The organism is Mycobacterium persicum (assembly GCF_002086675.1).
Lineage (GTDB): Bacteria > Actinomycetota > Actinomycetes > Mycobacteriales > Mycobacteriaceae > Mycobacterium > Mycobacterium persicum.
Genome location: NZ_MVIF01000015.1, coordinates 60,763 through 77,156 on the forward strand (window position 1 = coordinate 60,763; position 16,394 = coordinate 77,156).

A 16,394-nucleotide genomic window follows, 5' to 3' on the forward strand; every position below is an offset into this window, starting at 1 on the left:
TTCGCCGGGTAGCTGTCACCTGTCGTTCAGCGCCACGATGTGGTCTGCTCATCGCGGGCACCTACACACGGTGGTGTGAGATGTACCGTCTTCGGCACCGGTTACCTGGGTGCCACCCACGCCGTCGGAATGGCGGAATTGGGACACGAGGTCCTGGGGGTGGATATCGATCCCGGCAAGGTTGCCAAATTGGCCGGCGGCGATATTCCATTCTACGAGCCCGGTTTGCGAAAGCTGTTGACCGACAATCTGACTGCTGGCCGGCTGCAATTCACCACCGACTACGACCTGGCCGCCGACTTCGCCGACGTGCACTTCCTCGGCGTCGGCACACCGCAGAAGAGAGGCGAATACGGCGCGGACCTCCGTCACGTGCACTCCGTCATCGACGCGCTGGTGCCGCGTCTGAGCAGGGCGTCGGTCCTCATCGGCAAGTCGACGGTCCCGGTGGGTACTGCTGCCGAACTGGGGCGCCGGGCCGCGGCCCTGAGTCCCCGGAATGCGACCGTCGAAGTCGCGTGGAATCCGGAATTCCTGCGCGAGGGATTCGCGGTCCAGGACACGTTGCACCCGGACCGCATAGTCCTTGGCGTACAGGATGATTCGACGCGGGCAGAGGCGGCGGTTCGCGAGCTGTACGGCCCGCTGCTGCAGGCGGGCGTGCCGTTTCTGGTGACTGACCTGCAGACCGCCGAGCTGGTCAAGGTATCTGCGAATGCCTTTCTGGCAACCAAGATCTCGTTCATCAATGCGATTTCGGAGGTGTGCGAGGCCGCAGCCGCCGACGTCAGCCTGCTGGCCGACGCGCTCGGGTACGACCCGCGCATCGGACGCCAATGCCTCACCGCCGGTTTGGGTTTCGGAGGCGGATGCCTGCCCAAGGACATCCGCGCATTCATGGCTCGCGCCGGCGAACTCGGCGCCAACCAGGCACTGACGTTCCTGCGCGAAGTAGACAGCATCAACATGCGCCGGCGCACTCGCATGGTCGAGCTGGCCGCAATAGCGTGCGGCGGTTCGCTGCTGGGCGCCAACATCGCGGTGCTCGGCGCGGCGTTCAAGCCCGAATCCGACGACGTGCGAGATTCGCCGGCACTCAACGTCGCGGGCCAGCTGCAGCTCAACGGTGCCGCGGTCAACGTGTACGACCCGAAGGCCCTCGACAATGCGCATCGAGTGTTCCCCACCCTGAACTACGCGGTCTCGGTTGCGGAGGCATGCGAGCGCGCCGACGCCGTGCTGGTGCTCACCGAATGGCGTGAGTTCGTCGACCTGGACCCCGACGACCTGGCCGACAGGGTGCGGGCCCGTGTCATTGTCGACGGTCGCAATTGCCTCGACGTCTCCCGGTGGGAGCGCTCGGGCTGGCGGGTGTTCCGCCTCGGTGCCCGGCTGCCGATGGGTGACACTCAGAACGGCGCTTGAGCCAGATCGCCGGTTCCTCGCGGTGACCGCCGTGGCCGGTGCGTGCGGATCAACCGTCGCCGCGTATTATGCAGTTCCAATGAACGATGGAATATCAGTATTCCACTGAGTCTTGGAGCAGCTGAATGGCCGGACAGTCGAATCGCAAGGCGGCGCTACTGGAGCAGATCGCGCGGGTGGGCAAGGCGCTGGGTAACGGCCGGCGTTTGCAGACCCTCGACCTACTCGCCCAGGGTGAACGCACGGTCGAGGCGATCGCGACTGCGACCGGGATGAACCTGACTACGGCATCCGCAAATCTGCAGGCGCTCAAGAGCGGCGGCCTGGTCGAGGCTCGTCGCGACGGGACCCGCCAGTACTACCGGCTCGCCGGGGACGACGTGGCGAGGCTGTTCGCGTTGGTGCAAGTCGTCGCCGATGAGCATCTGGCGGACGTGGCAGTCGCGGCCGCCGCAGTGTTGGGCTCACCCGAGGATGCGATCACCCGCGAAGAGCTGCTGCGCCGGCAGAACTCCGGCCAGGTAACGCTTGTCGATGTGCGACCGCACGAGGAATACCGGGCCGGCCATATCCCGGGCGCCATCAATATCCCGGTAGCCGAGCTGGCCGATCGGCTCGCCGAACTTCCGGCCGACTGCGACATCGTCGCCTACTGCCGTGGTGCCTATTGCGTCATGGCCCCCGACGCAATCCGTATTGCTCGCGGCGCGGGCCGCGCGGCGATGCGTCTCGACGACGGAATGCTCGAATGGCGGTTGGCCGGACTGCCGGTGGCCGAAGGGGCGGCAGTCCGAAGCCCATAGCGCTGCCCCGACATTGATGCGGATTACCGGGTTGCTGTCCCCGGCCTACGGCGTTGCTTGCGCAGCAGCAGCCCGGGAATGAGCATGGGCACCCGGTTGCGGTATCGCCGGTAGTCATCGCCCAGCGACCGGCTCAGGTCATGCTCTTCGAGAGGCAGGGCGACCAGGATGTAACCGGTCGTCATTACCGCGAACAGCAGATGGCCGGCGGTCATCGTGGGCGTTGCCCAGAATGCCACGATGAACCCCAACATAATCGGGTGCCGCACCAACCGGTAGAGCATCGTGCTGCGGAATTCGAGGTGGGTGTAGGTCCGTTCCCGCGCGGCCAGATAGACCTGCCGCAGGCCGAACAGGTCGAAATGGTTGATCATGAAGGTCGACGTGAACGCGATGACCCAGCCCAGCCAAAACAGCCCCTGCACAAGAAGTTTCGCCGGCGGCCAACTAACGGCCCAGATGACGGCAGGCATCGCTCGCCATTGCCAGAACAACAGCAACAACAGCAGGCTCGACAACAGCACGTAAGTGCTGCGCTCCACCGTCGCCGGCACGACTCGGGTCCACCGCGACTTGAACCACGGGCGCGCCATCACGCTGTGTTGCACCGCGAATAGCCCTAACAGAACGATATCGACCACAACCGCCTCGGACGTGGACGCTGTGATGCCGTTGTCTACGGTGCGCGGTACGAGCAGATTGCCGACGAAACCGATCGCGTAAAGGAATGCCGCTACGAAGATCAGGTAGCAGATCGCTCCGTATCCGACTACCAGTACCCGTCTCATGTTTGCCCTCCTGGTTTCGTGGTGCTGCGACGGTCTTGCGCTTTCCAGGGCACGTGGATGCCGGCTCGCCGTGAAACCAGGCGCCTCCCGTGCGGGCGGTTCGTGAAGTGACGTTTGACCTGGTGAGCAGTGGTCACCAGGTCACTATAATCCACTAATCTATAATTCAATAGAGTACTGACAGAGACTTGGCCGGCCCGGCCGGATCGGCCCTACCGGCTGCAACAGAAGGGACGCGGTATGTTCTTCGCCGGGCAGCCGGAGCTGGCCGTGGAGCAGCACGAACACTGGCAGGACACCTACCGGGCGCATCCGGCGATGTACGGGTTGGGCCCGTCGCTGCCGGCCGGGTATGCACTCGAGGTCTTCCAGAGTGCCGGGGGCAGCAGGGTGCTGGAATTGGCGGCCGGCCAGGGCCGGGACAGCCTTCATTTCGCCCGCGCGGGTTTGCAGGTGCTGGCCACCGATTTCAGCGATGTTGCGGTTGCGCAGCTGCGCCGAACCGCGCACTCGCAGGGCCTGGATGGTCGGGTGCGGGCACTCGTGCACGACTTGCGCGCGCCACTGCCCGTCGAGATCGGGTCCTTTGATGCCGTCTTTGCCCACATGGCGTTATGTATGGCACTGTCCACCAAGGAAATTCATGCGGTTGTCGCCGAGGTCCGGCGGGTGCTGAAGCCGGGCGGGAAGTTCGTCTACACCGTTCGGCACACCGGCGATAAGCACTACGGCATGGGCCAGTGTCATGGCGACGACATCTTCGAGTGCGGCGGGTTCGCCGTACATTTCTTCTCCCGCGAACTGGTCGACAGCCTGGTCGCCGACTGGATACTCGACGACGTACACGCCTTCGAAGAAGGCGAATTGCCCAGGCGGCTGTGGTGCGTCACCGTCGCCAAGCCGAAGTAGTGCCGGTCTTTAGACCAATGCGCCGTCACGTTGCGGGGTAAGCCGCAGGCGTGCCCCATGTTTGGGGACGGTCGTGATGTTGCGGACCAGCGGACTCTCGCCATTTGTCGGTCCCGACGCGGTGATGGTGAACTGGCGAAAAATCTCTTGCAGGACAGCGGCGCCTTCGGTCAGCGCGAATCCGGAGCCCAGGCAGCGGCGCACACCCCCGCCGAAGGGGAGCCAGGTGTTCGGCGCCACGCTGCCGTCGAGGAATCGGCTGGGACGGAACTCAGTGGGCTCGGGGTGTGATTCCGCGTTGGCATGAGCCAGCAGGATCGACGTGTTGACTACCGTGTCCGCCGGCAGCCGCCATCCGCCGATCTGGGAGGGCTCGGTGAGTTTGCGTGCCGTAGAGGCGATTACGGTGTGTCGGCGCATCCCCTCTTTGAACACCGCCGTCAAGAAGCCGTCATCACCGCCAGCGGCGGCCGCCACGACCTGGCTTTGGATCCCGGGGTTGCGGGCAAGTTCCCACAGTGTCCAGGACAAGGCCGCGGCTGTCGTCTCATGCCCAGCCAGCAGCAGCGTGATCAGCTGATCGCGAAGCTCCGCATCGGTCAGCGGCGTGGTGGCCGCGTCGTCGGTCTGTAGCAGCCGCGACAACACGTCGGTACGGACTTGGAGATCGGAAGCACTTTGGCGGGAGGCGATTTCGCGGTAGAGGAGCTCGTCGATCCGGCGCTGGTTGGCCAAGAAACGCTTCCACGGGTTGACGTGCTTGAGCGACGGATAGCGAAGCACGGCCAGGATCAATGGGTGGATGTCGACAATGTCCGGCAGCCGAGTGGTCAACTCCGCCTTGACTTCTGGGTCGGTGACCCCGAATACGACCCGCAGAATGACGTCGAGGGTGAGTGCGTTCATGCAATCGAGGCTGTTGATGTGAGCATCGGCGGGCCATCGCGCGATATGTTCGCGCGCAACGGAAGTGATCATGTCGCGGTATCCGCGCAGCGCGGCCCGACTGAACGCCGGCATCAGCAGCGAACGCAGCCGCGCGTGCTCGGCTTCGTCGGTGGTCAGCACCGAGTGCTCTCCCATGACAAAGCCGAGAATCTGGTTGCCTTCGCCGGCGTGCAGCGTCCTGGGGTCGGCCGAGAATATTTCCTTGATGTGCTCGGGACGCGTGAAGACCACCAGGTGGTCGGCATACGGCGGCACGCGCAGCGAGAAGACGTCTCCGTACTTGCGGTGCATCGCCGGCAGGAACCATTCCCGAAACTTCAGGTACAGCACGCTTTGGACGAGGCGGGGGAGCCGCGGTCCTGGTGGCAGGCTCGCGGTCGCGGTGTCGCCGTTGAACGCTCCCATAAACCGGACAACCCTGTTTGCCATCACGCTCCCGCATCAGTTAAACAAATGTTTGATGTAAACGAATGATTATCACGGTAAGCTGCGGCTGTGCAACAGCCGCGCACCAACCGCGACAAACTCCTCGACGGCGCCCTCGCCTGCCTACGGGAACGCGGTTACGGAAATACCAGCTCGCGTGACATTGCCCGCGCCGCGGGGGTGAACGTCGCGTCGATCAACTATCACTTCGGGGGTAAGGAGGCTCTGCTCGACGACGCGCTCAGCAGGTGCTTTTCGACGTGGAACGAGCGGGTCCGGGAGGCGTTCGATCAATCGGCGGCGACCGGTCCTTCCGGACAGATCCGCGCTGTCCTCGAGGCGACCGTCGACTCGTTTGAGCAGATCCGTCCCGCCGTGTATGCCTGTGTCGAGTCGTACGCGCCGGCGTTGCGCTCGGAGGGGCTACGAGAGCGCCTTGCTGCTGGATATGCAGAAGTGCGCCAACATTCAGTGGATCTGGCTCGCACCGCCCTCGCCGGCTCCGATGTCGAACCGCCCGAGAACCTGCCCGCCATCGTCTCGGTATTGATGGCCGTCATCGACGGCTTGATGATCCAGTGGATTGCCGACCCGGCGGCCACCCCTCGATCGGCCGATGTTCTGCGAGCACTCACCGACATCGGCGCCGTCGCGTCCCAGTCGTCGTGAATCGCACCCTCGACGCTTATTCCTGAACGCATGATCGACGGCCCAACCGGATGACCCTTGCCGGAACTCCGCACTGTATCTACTATTCCATAGATATTTAGAACACGTGAGGAACGAGCCGCGCGGACTGCTCGTCGGGCACGAGATGGGCAACGTGTCGACCGGAAGGGAACCAACATCATGAGTAAGACGATTGTCATCCTTGGGGCCGGTGTCGGGGGTCTCACCACCGCCGACACCCTTCGTCAGCTGCTGCCGTCCGATGATCGGGTCATATTGGTGGACAAGAGCTTTGACGGAGCCCTCGGCCTTTCGCTGCTCTGGGTGCTACGGGGATGGCGCCGGCCCGACGAAGTCTGCTTCCGCGCGACCCCGACGTCGCTACCCGGCGTCGAGCTGGTCACAGCTACCGTGGATCGCATCGACGTCGGCACCCGTGCGGTGCACACCAGCAACGGTGTCCTCGGCTACGACGCGTTGGTGATCGCCTTGGGTGCCACGCTCGACGAGGCGGCGGTACCCGGATTGGCGCAGGCACTCCAGGCCGGCGTCGCGGGCCAGTTCTACACGCTTGACGGGGCGACGGAACTGCACGGAAAGGTCGACGCGCTGGACCGCGGCCGGATCGTGGTGCTGGTGGCAACGGTGCCGTTCAAGTGCCCGGCCGCGCCGTTCGAGGCGGCGTTCCTCATGGCTGCCCAACTCGGCGACCGTTTCGCCAACGGCACCGTACACATCGACACCTTCACCCCCGATCCGCTGCCGATGCCCGTCGCAGGACCCGAGGTCGGCCAGGCTCTGGTGACGATGCTCGAGGATTGTGGCATCGGTTTTCACGCCCGCAAGTCCGTCACCGCAGTCAACGCGGTGGAACGGACGTTGCAATTCGGTGATGGCACGATCGAGCCATTCGACCTGCTTGCGGTGGTTCCGCCGCATGCGCCGTCGGCCGCGGCGCGATCAGCCGGGCTCAGTGAATCTGGGTGGATACCGGTGGACCCGCAGACGCTGTCCACTAGGGTCGACGGCGTGTGGGCTCTCGGTGACGCGACTGTGCTTACTTTGCCGAATGGCAAGCCGCTGCCCAAGGCGGCGGTGTTCGCCCAATCCCAGGCTGGAGTCGTCGCGCACGCCGTCGCTCGCCATCTCGGCTACGACGTGCCGGAGCGTCTGTTCACCGGCGAGGGTGCCTGCTACGTCGAGACCGGTGATCACCGGGCCGCCAAGGGCGCGGGCAACTTCCTGCGCGCTCCGGCACCTTCGGTGACCTTGTACCCGCCCTCGGTGGCATTCCACGACGAGAAAGTTGCCCAAGAAAGGGCCTGGCTGGGCCGCTGGAATACGCTAACGTCGGCACGGTGACCGACGGCCAAGAGGGTTACCCGCTGGTTGCGCCAAAGGACTTCGACGCGCCTTCGGTGTTCCGCCCCGCAAATCTGCTGCGCGAGGCTCGCCGTCAAAAGTCGTTGCCGGACAATCCTGTTCCGGCGGTGTGCGTTCTGGATCCCGACGGAGACGTAGTACGGCACCTGGCCCGGGCCGGGAACGGATATCGCCACCCGGGCTGGGCCTGCTACCACACCGAGATGTGGGTCGTCGAGGTCGACGGGCTCGAAATCGGGGTTGTCGGAATGGCTGTCGGCGCGCCGTTCGCGGTGTTAGTCGCCGAACAGTTGTCCGTATCCGGCGCATCATTGCTCGTGAGCATCACGTCCGCGGGACGCATCAGCGGCACCGAGACACCGCCCTATTTCGTGCTCATCGAGCGGGCGCTTCGCGACGAAGGAACCAGCGCGCACTACGTCGCACCCGGTGAATGGAGCTATCTGGCTGCGGGGCTCAAAGACAAGCTCCGAAATGCCTTCGACCAGAACGGTATCCACGTGGTGGCAGGAAGTTCTTGGACGACCGATGCTCCTTACCGCGAAACGGCACTGGCCATCAAGGAAGCGGAGCGGCGCGGAATCGCATGCGTCGAGATGGAGGCAGCAGCGCTGTACGCCTACGCAGCTGCGGCAGGCCGGAATGTTGTCTGCCTGGCGCAGATCACGAACACCATGGCCGTTGACGGCGACGACTTCGAAAAGGGCAGCGACAACGGGGTCAACCTTTCGCTCGCGGTGGCCTCTGCCGTCGCGACGGCGATCCTTGGCTCGCCGTAGGTCTGACGTTTCTTTCGGCGTTGCGGCTGCTTGAACAACAGTGCCGCTTCCAAGAATTCGTCAAGCATCCGTGCAGCGGTGGCCACGAGAATCGTTCTCGTCAACCAAGCGGCCGCGGCGGCCAGCCAACGAGATGGGTACCGAACATGACCAACGACCGCCAGGCGACTGCGTTTCCCCGGGCTGAGTCTGTGAGCCCGCTGGCGATCAACGGCTTTGCGATCGCGGCGCTGGTGACGAGTGTGCTGGGCTTGCTGTATGTGAGCATTCCCCTCGGAATCGTCGCGCTCTACCAGATCGCCCACCGCCGGCAGCAGGGTCGTGAACTTGCGATAGCCGCACTGGTGATCTCCGCATGGTGGCTGTCTTCCCTTGTCGCGATTGCCGTCGCAATACTCCTCGTGTGGCTTACGCGTCCGGTTCGCCAACCGCGCTGAGCTCATGCCTCGAGCGCCTCGGCACTCGGGGCGCTATGACCGAACTCCGCGCCGCGGATAACTTCGGGCCGCGAGTAGCGTGACCGCCGTGGATTACCCGTCGGCATATCTTGACCAGACCCGCGAATTTGGTGACCTCGTCCGCAACGCCGACCAATCGACGCCGGTGCCGAGTTGTCCGGGCTGGAACGTCGGACAGCTGTTCCGCCACGTCGGGCGTGGCGACCGCTGGGCGGCGCAGATAGTGCGCGATCGACTGGACAGCTTCTTGGACCCGCGCAGTGTCGAAGAGGGAAAGCCGCCACCGGATATGGACGACGCCATCGCCTGGCTGCGCGGTGGAGCGCAGCGTCTCGTCGATGCCGTCGAGCAGACCGGTACGGAAACGCCGGTGTGGACATTTCTCGGTCGTAGGCCGGCGGGCTGGTGGATCCGGCGTCGGCTGCACGAGGTGGCGGTGCATCGCGTTGATGCGGCAATCGCCATCGGGAGCGAATTCACGCTGCAACCGGACATCGCAGCCGACGGAATCAGTGAATTTCTGGAGCGCATCGCGATCCAGGCCGGGGGCGCCGGTGCTGCTCTGCCGCTGCAGGCCGGCGACACCTTACATCTGCACGCCACCGATCCGGGGCTGGGTGCCGCGGGGGAATGGACGGTCGGCGTCGACGAGGGCCGGATCACGTGGTCCCACGAGCACGGCAAGGGAACGGTGGCGCTTCGCGGCAGTGCCGCCGAGCTGCTGCTGGCGATGGTGCGCCGAGTTCCGGTCGCCGACACCGGTATCGAGGTGTTCGGTGATGATGCCGTGTGGCGGAAATGGCTGGATGGCACGCCTCTTTAGACTGGCAGACCATGACCACTTCGGAGATCGCCACGGTGTTGGCTTGGCACGACGCGTTGAATGCCGGTGATGTGGAGACGTTGGTGTCGTTGTCCAGTGACGATATCGACATCGGTGATGCGCATGGGGCGGTGCAGGGTCATGAGGCGCTACGCCGATGGGCCGGCTCGGTCGTGGTGGCGGCGGAGCTAGGGCAGATGTATGTGCACGACGGCGTCGTGGTCGTCGAACAGGAGATCACCGACCGTGACGATCCCGGGGCCGTCAGGACCGCCGCGTCGGCATTCCGCGTGGTACGTGACCATGTCACCGCGGTCTTTCGTCATGACGACTTGGCCTCGGCGCTGGCGGCCACCGAACTCACCGACGACGACCTGGTGGACTGAGGAGCCGCTGATGCGCGGAATCATCTTGGCCGGTGGTTCGGGGACCCGGTTGTATCCGATCACCATGGGGATCAGCAAGCAGCTGTTGCCGGTCTATGACAAGCCGATGATCTACTATCCGTTGACCACGCTGATGATGGCCGGTATCCGCGATATTCAGGTGATCACGACGGCTCATGATGCGCCGGGGTTTCATCGTCTGCTCGGCGACGGCAGGAACTTTGGGGTCAATATCAGCTATGCGACTCAGGGTCGGCCCGAGGGACTGGCGCAGGCGTTTGTGATCGGTGCTGATCACATCGGTACTGATTCGGTGGGTTTGGTATTGGGAGACAACATCTTTTATGGTCCCGGGCTGGGGACTAGTCTGAGCCGATTCCAATCCGTCAGTGGTGGGGCGATTTTCGCGTATTGGGTGGCCAACCCGTCGGCATACGGAGTGGTCGAGTTCGGTGCCGATGGCATCGCGTTGTCGTTGGAGGAGAAACCGGCCACCCCGAAGTCGCATTATGCGGTGCCGGGGCTGTATTTCTACGACAACGACGTGATCGAGATCGCCAGGGGGTTGAAGAAGTCGGCCCGCGGGGAGTACGAGATCACCGAGGTCAACCAGGTCTATCTCGACCAGGGCCGGTTGGCGGTGGAGGTGCTGGCCCGGGGCACGGCGTGGCTGGACACCGGGACATTCGACTCGCTGCTGGATGCCGCCGATTTCGTCCGGACGCTGGAACGTCGGCAGGGACTCAAGGTCAGCATTCCCGAGGAAGTGGCGTGGCGTCTGGGCTGGATCGACGATGAGCAACTGGCACGGCATGCGCGCAGCCTGACCAAGTCCGGATACGGTAGCTACTTACTGGATTTGTTGGAACGCAACTGATTTCGGTCAACTCCGCGCATGACTTGCCGGCAACAGGCGGCGCACAATTTGCTCGCCTCACTCGGAAATTTTCATGGGGAGCAGGAGTGCCGCGGTCAACGATGTGCTCTTGCGCGGGCGTGGCTGCCCGTCGGCTCCGGTCAAACCTCCTGTGATGGTAGGCGTTCGGGGGATATCTCCCGTGCTCACCGAATCGGCGGTCATGCCGGCTGTATCGAGTGTGCAGTCAGGGCTTTGACTGTGTATGTAGGGCGGGAACCGCCGCGATCGGCCGCCCCGACGGCACTGTCGGCGCCGTCGGAGCACAGTCGACGCCGCCAGCGCACAGTCGGCGCCGCTTGCAGCGACAAGCCACGGCCGGTGCAACGGATTTGTCGCGCGTAGCCGGGCACAACGGATACCCGGACCATTCAGATGGCTCATGTGACTGACGTGATCAGTCGCCGGCGCGCAACGGCGGCCGGCGCGGCCGCACCCGCAACCCCGGGCCGGCGGTGCGGACGAGGCCGCAGTGCGCCGCGGTGAGTTCACAAAGGCCCAGTGCCGCAGGATAACTCGTAACCCACCGCCGGTCCGCGGCACTGGGCTGGATCCCGAACTCAGGAAGTCAACCCGCGGTTTCTCGAGCATGCTTACCATGGCGTACAGTTTTCACAGTGCATATTGTAGAAACGGACGGGGGTGCGACCTGATGACCGACCGAGACCGCCATGACCTCGATGTCCGAAACCTTCCTGACGAGAGTCGCAGCGCGGTCAAGCACGTCGATTTGTCGGCGACGGTCGCTGCCGCGCGCGGCGACGGCGAGCTGGACTTCGGCTACCGCGCCGAACTGCGCCTCGCCGAGAACATTGTCAACCCGGAGACCTGGGCCGGCGGGATAGAAGACAAGCGGGCGATCGCTCCGCGGTTGCGTATCGGTCGTGACCGGTGGCTGAACCTACTGTGGCTGATTCCCATCGGGTTCGCCCTGTTGGTCTTGGCGGTGGCGGTGGGCAAGGGCCTGCACAACATGCCGGCCGTGCAGGCATTCATCCAGCGATATCCCGGTACCCATGCTCCGTCCGGCGTCGGCCCGGGCATTCCCGCGTGGGTGGGCTGGACGCATTTCTTCAACCTGTTTCTGATGATGTTCATCATCCGCTCCGGGATTCAGATCCTGTGCGATCATCCACGGCTGTATTTCAGTCGCAATGCCACGCCGGGTAAGGACGAGTGGCTCCGGGTGGCAAAGCCGGTGCCCGATGACCCGCTGTGGACGGCCAAGGACGATTCGGTTGCCCTGCCCGGTCAATTGGGACTGCCGGGAATTCGGCATTCGATTGGGCTGGCGCGGTGGTGGCACCTGGGCGTCGACGTCTTGTGGTTGCTCAACGGCGTGGTCTTCTATGTGCTGCTGTTCGCAACCGGTCAATGGCGACACATCGTGCCCACCAGTTGGGACGTCTTCCCCAACGCCGCGTCGGTGGCTATCCAATATCTGTCGTTGAGTTGGCCGATCGACAACACCTGGGTGGCATATAACGCGTTGCAGCTGCTGGCTTACTTCACCACCGTCTTCATCGCCGCACCGCTTGCCCTCATCAGCGGTCTCGGAATGTCGCCGGCGCTCTCGATGCGTTTCACCGTGATCAGCAAGCGGCTGAGCATTCAGACCGCACGCTCGCTGCATTTCCTGGTGCTGGTGTATTTCCTGTTCTTCATTCTCGTGCACGTCACGTTGGTGTTCGCCACCGAGGCGTTGCGCAATCTCAACCACATGTTCGCCGCCCGCGACGACAACGGCTGGGTCGGATTCTGGACCTTCGCGGCGGCCATGGTCGTGGTAGCCGTCGGCTGGGTGATGGCCACGCCGTTCACTTTTCGCCATCCCCGCACCGTGCAGCGAGTCGGTTACGCGCTCGTCGGGCCGCTGCAGCGGTTGTTCGAGCACACCAACCCCAAGCCCGGCGCATTCACCGAGAAGGACATCTCGCCGTACTTCTGGCACAACGGCACCTACCCGGAAACGGTTGAGTACAAAGAGTTGGAGAAGAACAACTTCGTGGATTGGCGACTGCGGGTCTACGGTCTCGTCGAGAACCCCACCGAGTTCTCGTTGGCCGACTTGCATCACCTGCCGTACCACGAACAGATCACCCAGCATTTCTGCATCCAGGGTTGGTCGGGAGTCGCGAAATGGGGTGGCGTGTCGATGCAGACGATCATGGACATCGTCAAACCGTTGCCGGGGGCCAAATGGGTGGTCTTCTACTCATTAGGGCCCGGGGCCGACGGCGGAATCTACTACGTGGCACACCCGATCCAGCAGATGAGCCATCACCTGAGCATGCTGGCCTACGACATGAACGGCGAACCCGTGAGCTACGGTCACGGTGCGCCGCTGCGACTGCGTAACGAATTGCAGCACGGCTTTCGACATGTAAAGTGGCTCAAGGGCATCGAGTTCGTCGCGCACTACTCCGAACTCGGCAGCGGCTACGGCGGTTACAACGAAGACCATGAATTCTTCGGACGTCACCAGACCATCTAGGGTGGGCCAGTCAACGGACTCAGCCGGTTTGGCGGGTGATCAGCTCGTCGAGTTCCGGTGCGTCCGTGCCCGTTAGACGTCGGTGCATGGCCCAGGCGATCCTGGCGCCCTGGACTTTCGCGTGCTCGGCGACGGGTCCTCGGAACATTTCGTCGACCGTGTGGTTCCATACCGTCAGCCAGCGGACGAAATGACGGCTGCTCAATGGTGTTCGTTGATGGACGCTCCGGTGGGCGTGCAATGCGCTGCCCCGGTAGAGTCCGGCGCGAAACAGCACGGTCTCCCAGAAGTCGGCCATCACCGGGATGTGCATATCCAGACCCTTGCTCCGCAAATCGTCGAAGGGCGCGGCGAGCACGTCGTCGATCATCACCCGACCGTAGAACCGGCGCAGCAGCGCCTCAATGTCCGTGCGGTCGCGGACATCTGCGACAGGGTGGCCCGGCGGCACACGCGGTTCAGTCATGCCCGGTCATCCTGACAAGACATAGTTCCGGCTCGACGAATGGCTCGAGTTCGGCCTTTATCGCCGGCCGCGATGCAGCCGGATCACGTTCGCTTGCGGCCCAATCCGCGAAAAGGCCCTGCAGCAGACCCTGGTGCAGGGCGCAGCCCACTTCCGGGTGGGCTCGGGCCAGTTCCCGCACGGGGCAGCTGTGCAGCCGAATGGTCTGCTGGGTGGCCCTGTTCGATGATGCGGCCGGCTGCAGCTCAGGGCCGAACCCCATGCGGGCGAAAACCCTCGCGATCAGCGCTGCGCGCGTTCCGAGCATTTCCTTGGTCTCGACATCGCCGGAAGCATGTTGCCGGGCAACGTCTTCGCTTGTCGAGTCCCCCGAGATCCGCCGGGCCCATCGCCGGCCGGCGGCCTCGGCGCGGCGGCGACGCTTGTCGGGGGTGTCGCCCAATTCCAGCGCCAGGATCTCGGCCAGGATCTGATAGTCGAGCCGCTCGCGGACCGCGAGGTAACCGGTGCGGGGACGACCGACGCCGGAGCCGGCGATCCGGGTGCGCTCGACGACTCCGTCATTGCACAACGCGTCCAGGTGAAAGCGCACCGTGGTCGGATGCAGTCCCATCTGGGCGGCGAGCTCGGCTGCGTCGACCGCGTGGGAGTGCATGCGCACCAACTCGAGCACTCGTTGCCGCTGCCGGTTGTGGCCCATGCGATGCGGCGGTCCGCTCGCCGGCTCGTTTCGGTCGTTCATCCCAGGGCGCTCCTCGTCACATTGCCTAGCCCCTATTTAGAGGATATTATTCATTAATATAGCACTTGATGTCCGTCTCCGCATGATCTCGGAGATGGCTTGGGGCAGAACAGCAATCGGAGGCGCGCCGTGTTGGACACCGCGGTGGAAACCAAGACCATCGAGGAAGCGATCGAACTGGCGTGCCGGGCTCCCTCGCTGTATAACAGTCAACCGTGGCGGTGGGCGGCCGAGGGTGGCCGGTTGGAGCTAACCCTGGATCCCACTCGGCTCCTGCGCGCGGATCGAACGATGCGGCAAGCGCATATCGGCTGTGGCGCCGTACTTGACCACTTGCGGGTAGCAATGGCGGCCGCAGGGTGGCGCGCTGGTGTCGACCGATTTCCCAACCCGGACAACCCCTTGCACCTGGCCACGGTGGAGTTCACACCCATCGATCGGGTCACCGATGAGCAGCGGCAGCGTGCCGACGCGATTCTGAGGCGGCGAACCGATCGACTTCCGTTCCTGGCGCCGACCACGTGGGAATCGGTTGAGCCCGTGCTGCTTAACAGCGTGGACGCCGACGACGTCCGCCTGGACGTGTTGCCGGAAGAGCTGCGGCCCCGACTGGCCGAAGCGGCCGAACTCACCGAATCGCTGCGCCGGTACGATTCGTCATATCACCGCGAACTTGATTGGTGGACGGCGCCATTCGAGGACTCCGAGGGCATTCCCTTTAGTTCTCTGGTTTCGGCCGTCGAGTTCGGCCGGGTGGGGCTCAATCGCGCCTTTCCATTTACCCGCAACCCCGAAAGGCGGACCGGGGTCGGAAGCGACCACTCGAAGATCCTGATGCTGTCCACCGATGATGACAGTCACGGTAACGCACTGCGATGCGGCGAGGCCCTGTCGACCGTCCTGCTGGAATGTACGACGGCCGGCTTAGCCACCTGTCCGGTAACGCATTTGACGGAGCTGTCAGCTAGCCGCGAACTGCTCGCGGCGCTGACCGGTCACACCGACCTACCCCAGGTCCTGATCCGGGTGGGCAACGTACCCGCACTGGACAAGGCGCCGCCGCCCACACCGCGGCGTCCGCTTGCCGACGTGTTGCGGCTGAACCGTGAGTGACCGTTGAGCGAGGAAATCCATCGTGCCGAAATCGGCGTCCCCGGACTCAGAGGAGCATACGATGCCCAATCTGGCTGTTTCTACCGTCGCTGAAGCGAGAACACCACGAAATCGACTGTGTGATAGAGACGTTCGTCGAAGAGCTTGAGCTTGGCTACATGCCGCCCGAAGCATTGACCGCCGCGTTGGACGCGCTGCGCCGGCACATCTACGTGGAGGAGGTCTTCCTTTTCCCGCCGATCCGCCAAGCCGGGATGGTCATGCCCGCGGCGGCTGCCGCAGAGCTGCCGTCAGCTGCTGGCTCAACTCGAACAGCACAACTCCAAGGAGGAGCCGGTCGTCTATCCGCACGCTGACGTCCTACCACCCCAAAGGACCGCGGAATTGGCCCGGTTCATCGAATCCGGCCACACCCCCGATGGGTGGGTGTGCCAACACGCCAGTGGGTGAGGTTTGGGCGAACCTGCCCTGGTCGGCAATTGCCCGACATCGGACTTCGCGGCCAAACCCGGTCGACCAGAACCTTTGCGCCATCGGCCCGGCCAAGTCGTATGCCCGCGCCGTCGCGGGCCTACGGCAGCCCGTTCAACCCGTTCGCGCCTATTAACAGCCCGCCGGTGCCCCCTGCGCCAGGGCTGCCCGGGGTTGGGCCGGTTCCGGCGTTTCCGCCGTTTCCGCCGTCGCCGATCAGCGCGGCTGAGCCGCCCCGTCCGCCGGGCCCGCCCGTCACCCCGCCGGTGCCGCCGGCCCCGCCGTCACCGCCATTGCCGAACAGCCCGGAGTTGCCGCCCCTTTCACCGGTCCCGCCGATATTGGCGCCGTAGCCGCCGGCCCCACCGGTGCCGCCGTTAAAGAAGCCCGAACCG

At 64.3% G+C, this 16,394-nt stretch carries 16 protein-coding genes and 2 pseudogenes; 13 read left to right on the forward strand and 5 right to left on the reverse strand.

Going from position 1 to position 16,394, the window contains the following annotated elements; genetic code table 11:
• Positions 1-75: 75 nt before the first annotated feature.
• Positions 76-1,425, forward strand: a complete 1,350-nt coding sequence (locus tag BST40_RS07680) for a UDP-glucose dehydrogenase family protein (protein ID WP_075546345.1) — start codon at positions 76-78, stop codon at positions 1,423-1,425.
• 125 nt (positions 1,426-1,550) lie between these two features.
• Positions 1,551-2,228 (forward strand): Rv0324 family HTH-type transcriptional regulator, encoded by a 678-nt coding sequence (locus BST40_RS07685; RefSeq protein ID WP_083153928.1) that lies wholly within the window; start codon positions 1,551-1,553, stop codon positions 2,226-2,228.
• 23 nt (positions 2,229-2,251) lie between these two features.
• Here BST40_RS07685 and mddA read toward each other — a convergent pair whose 3' ends face one another.
• Positions 2,252-3,016 (reverse strand): methanethiol S-methyltransferase, encoded by a 765-nt coding sequence (gene mddA, locus BST40_RS07690; protein WP_075546347.1) that lies wholly within the window; start codon positions 3,014-3,016, stop codon positions 2,252-2,254.
• A gap of 240 nt (positions 3,017-3,256) precedes the next feature.
• Here mddA and BST40_RS07695 point away from each other — a divergent pair, with 240 nt between their 5' ends.
• The gene (locus tag BST40_RS07695) at positions 3,257-3,925 is read left to right on the forward strand and encodes a class I SAM-dependent methyltransferase (RefSeq protein ID WP_075546348.1); all 669 of its coding nucleotides are present in this window, start codon (positions 3,257-3,259) and stop codon (positions 3,923-3,925) included.
• Between the two features lie 9 nt (positions 3,926-3,934).
• Here BST40_RS07695 and BST40_RS07700 read toward each other — a convergent pair whose 3' ends face one another.
• On the reverse strand, positions 3,935-5,278 hold the full coding sequence (locus BST40_RS07700; RefSeq protein WP_083153930.1) for a cytochrome P450: 1,344 nt from the start codon (positions 5,276-5,278) through the stop codon (positions 3,935-3,937).
• Between the two features lie 90 nt (positions 5,279-5,368).
• Here BST40_RS07700 and BST40_RS07705 point away from each other — a divergent pair, with 90 nt between their 5' ends.
• The 8 genes from BST40_RS07705 (at position 5,369) to BST40_RS07740 (ending at position 13,207) form a co-directional block, all read left to right on the forward strand.
• Complete coding sequence (locus BST40_RS07705) at positions 5,369-5,968, forward strand: TetR/AcrR family transcriptional regulator (RefSeq protein WP_075546350.1); 600 nt, start codon at positions 5,369-5,371, stop codon at positions 5,966-5,968.
• Positions 5,969-6,148: 180 nt separating this feature from the next.
• Entirely contained in the window at positions 6,149-7,330 is a 1,182-nt protein-coding gene (locus BST40_RS07710) for an NAD(P)/FAD-dependent oxidoreductase (protein ID WP_083153932.1), read from the forward strand.
• A complete protein-coding gene (locus BST40_RS07715) occupies positions 7,327-8,130 on the forward strand; it encodes a nucleoside phosphorylase (protein WP_075546352.1) in 804 nt (267 codons plus the stop codon). Before BST40_RS07710 ends, BST40_RS07715 begins: the two co-directional genes overlap by 4 nt.
• A 146-nt stretch (positions 8,131-8,276) precedes the next feature.
• Positions 8,277-8,567, forward strand: a complete 291-nt coding sequence (locus BST40_RS07720; RefSeq protein ID WP_075546353.1) for a DUF4190 domain-containing protein — start codon at positions 8,277-8,279, stop codon at positions 8,565-8,567.
• Positions 8,568-8,655: 88 nt separating this feature from the next.
• Positions 8,656-9,411, forward strand: a complete 756-nt coding sequence (locus BST40_RS07725; protein WP_075546405.1) for a maleylpyruvate isomerase family mycothiol-dependent enzyme — start codon at positions 8,656-8,658, stop codon at positions 9,409-9,411.
• A gap of 11 nt (positions 9,412-9,422) precedes the next feature.
• Positions 9,423-9,797 carry a nuclear transport factor 2 family protein gene (locus BST40_RS07730; RefSeq protein ID WP_075546354.1) on the forward strand — a complete coding sequence of 125 codons (375 nt, stop codon included), beginning with the start codon at positions 9,423-9,425 and terminating at the stop codon, positions 9,795-9,797.
• Between the two features lie 10 nt (positions 9,798-9,807).
• Complete coding sequence (rfbA, locus tag BST40_RS07735) at positions 9,808-10,674, forward strand: glucose-1-phosphate thymidylyltransferase RfbA (RefSeq protein WP_075546355.1); 867 nt, start codon at positions 9,808-9,810, stop codon at positions 10,672-10,674.
• Between the two features lie 691 nt (positions 10,675-11,365).
• Complete coding sequence (locus BST40_RS07740; RefSeq protein WP_082275328.1) at positions 11,366-13,207, forward strand: molybdopterin-dependent oxidoreductase; 1,842 nt, start codon at positions 11,366-11,368, stop codon at positions 13,205-13,207.
• 19 nt (positions 13,208-13,226) lie between these two features.
• Here BST40_RS07740 and BST40_RS07745 read toward each other — a convergent pair whose 3' ends face one another.
• Together BST40_RS07745 and BST40_RS07750 are read right to left on the reverse strand one after the other, a co-directional pair.
• Entirely contained in the window at positions 13,227-13,673 is a 447-nt protein-coding gene (locus BST40_RS07745; protein WP_075546356.1) for a group III truncated hemoglobin, read from the reverse strand.
• Entirely contained in the window at positions 13,666-14,415 is a 750-nt protein-coding gene (locus BST40_RS07750; RefSeq protein WP_083153933.1) for a helix-turn-helix transcriptional regulator, read from the reverse strand. Before BST40_RS07750 ends, BST40_RS07745 begins: the two co-directional genes overlap by 8 nt.
• 129 nt (positions 14,416-14,544) lie before the next feature.
• Here BST40_RS07750 and BST40_RS07755 point away from each other — a divergent pair, with 129 nt between their 5' ends.
• Both BST40_RS07755 and BST40_RS07760 read left to right on the forward strand, forming a co-directional pair.
• Positions 14,545-15,528 (forward strand): Acg family FMN-binding oxidoreductase, encoded by a 984-nt coding sequence (locus BST40_RS07755; protein ID WP_075546358.1) that lies wholly within the window; start codon positions 14,545-14,547, stop codon positions 15,526-15,528.
• Between the two features lie 68 nt (positions 15,529-15,596).
• Positions 15,597-15,978: pseudogene (locus BST40_RS07760) on the forward strand (hemerythrin domain-containing protein).
• 121 nt (positions 15,979-16,099) lie between these two features.
• Here the strand turns inward: BST40_RS07760 and BST40_RS07765 are convergent.
• Positions 16,100-16,394: pseudogene (locus BST40_RS07765) on the reverse strand (PE family protein); the annotation flags it as partial.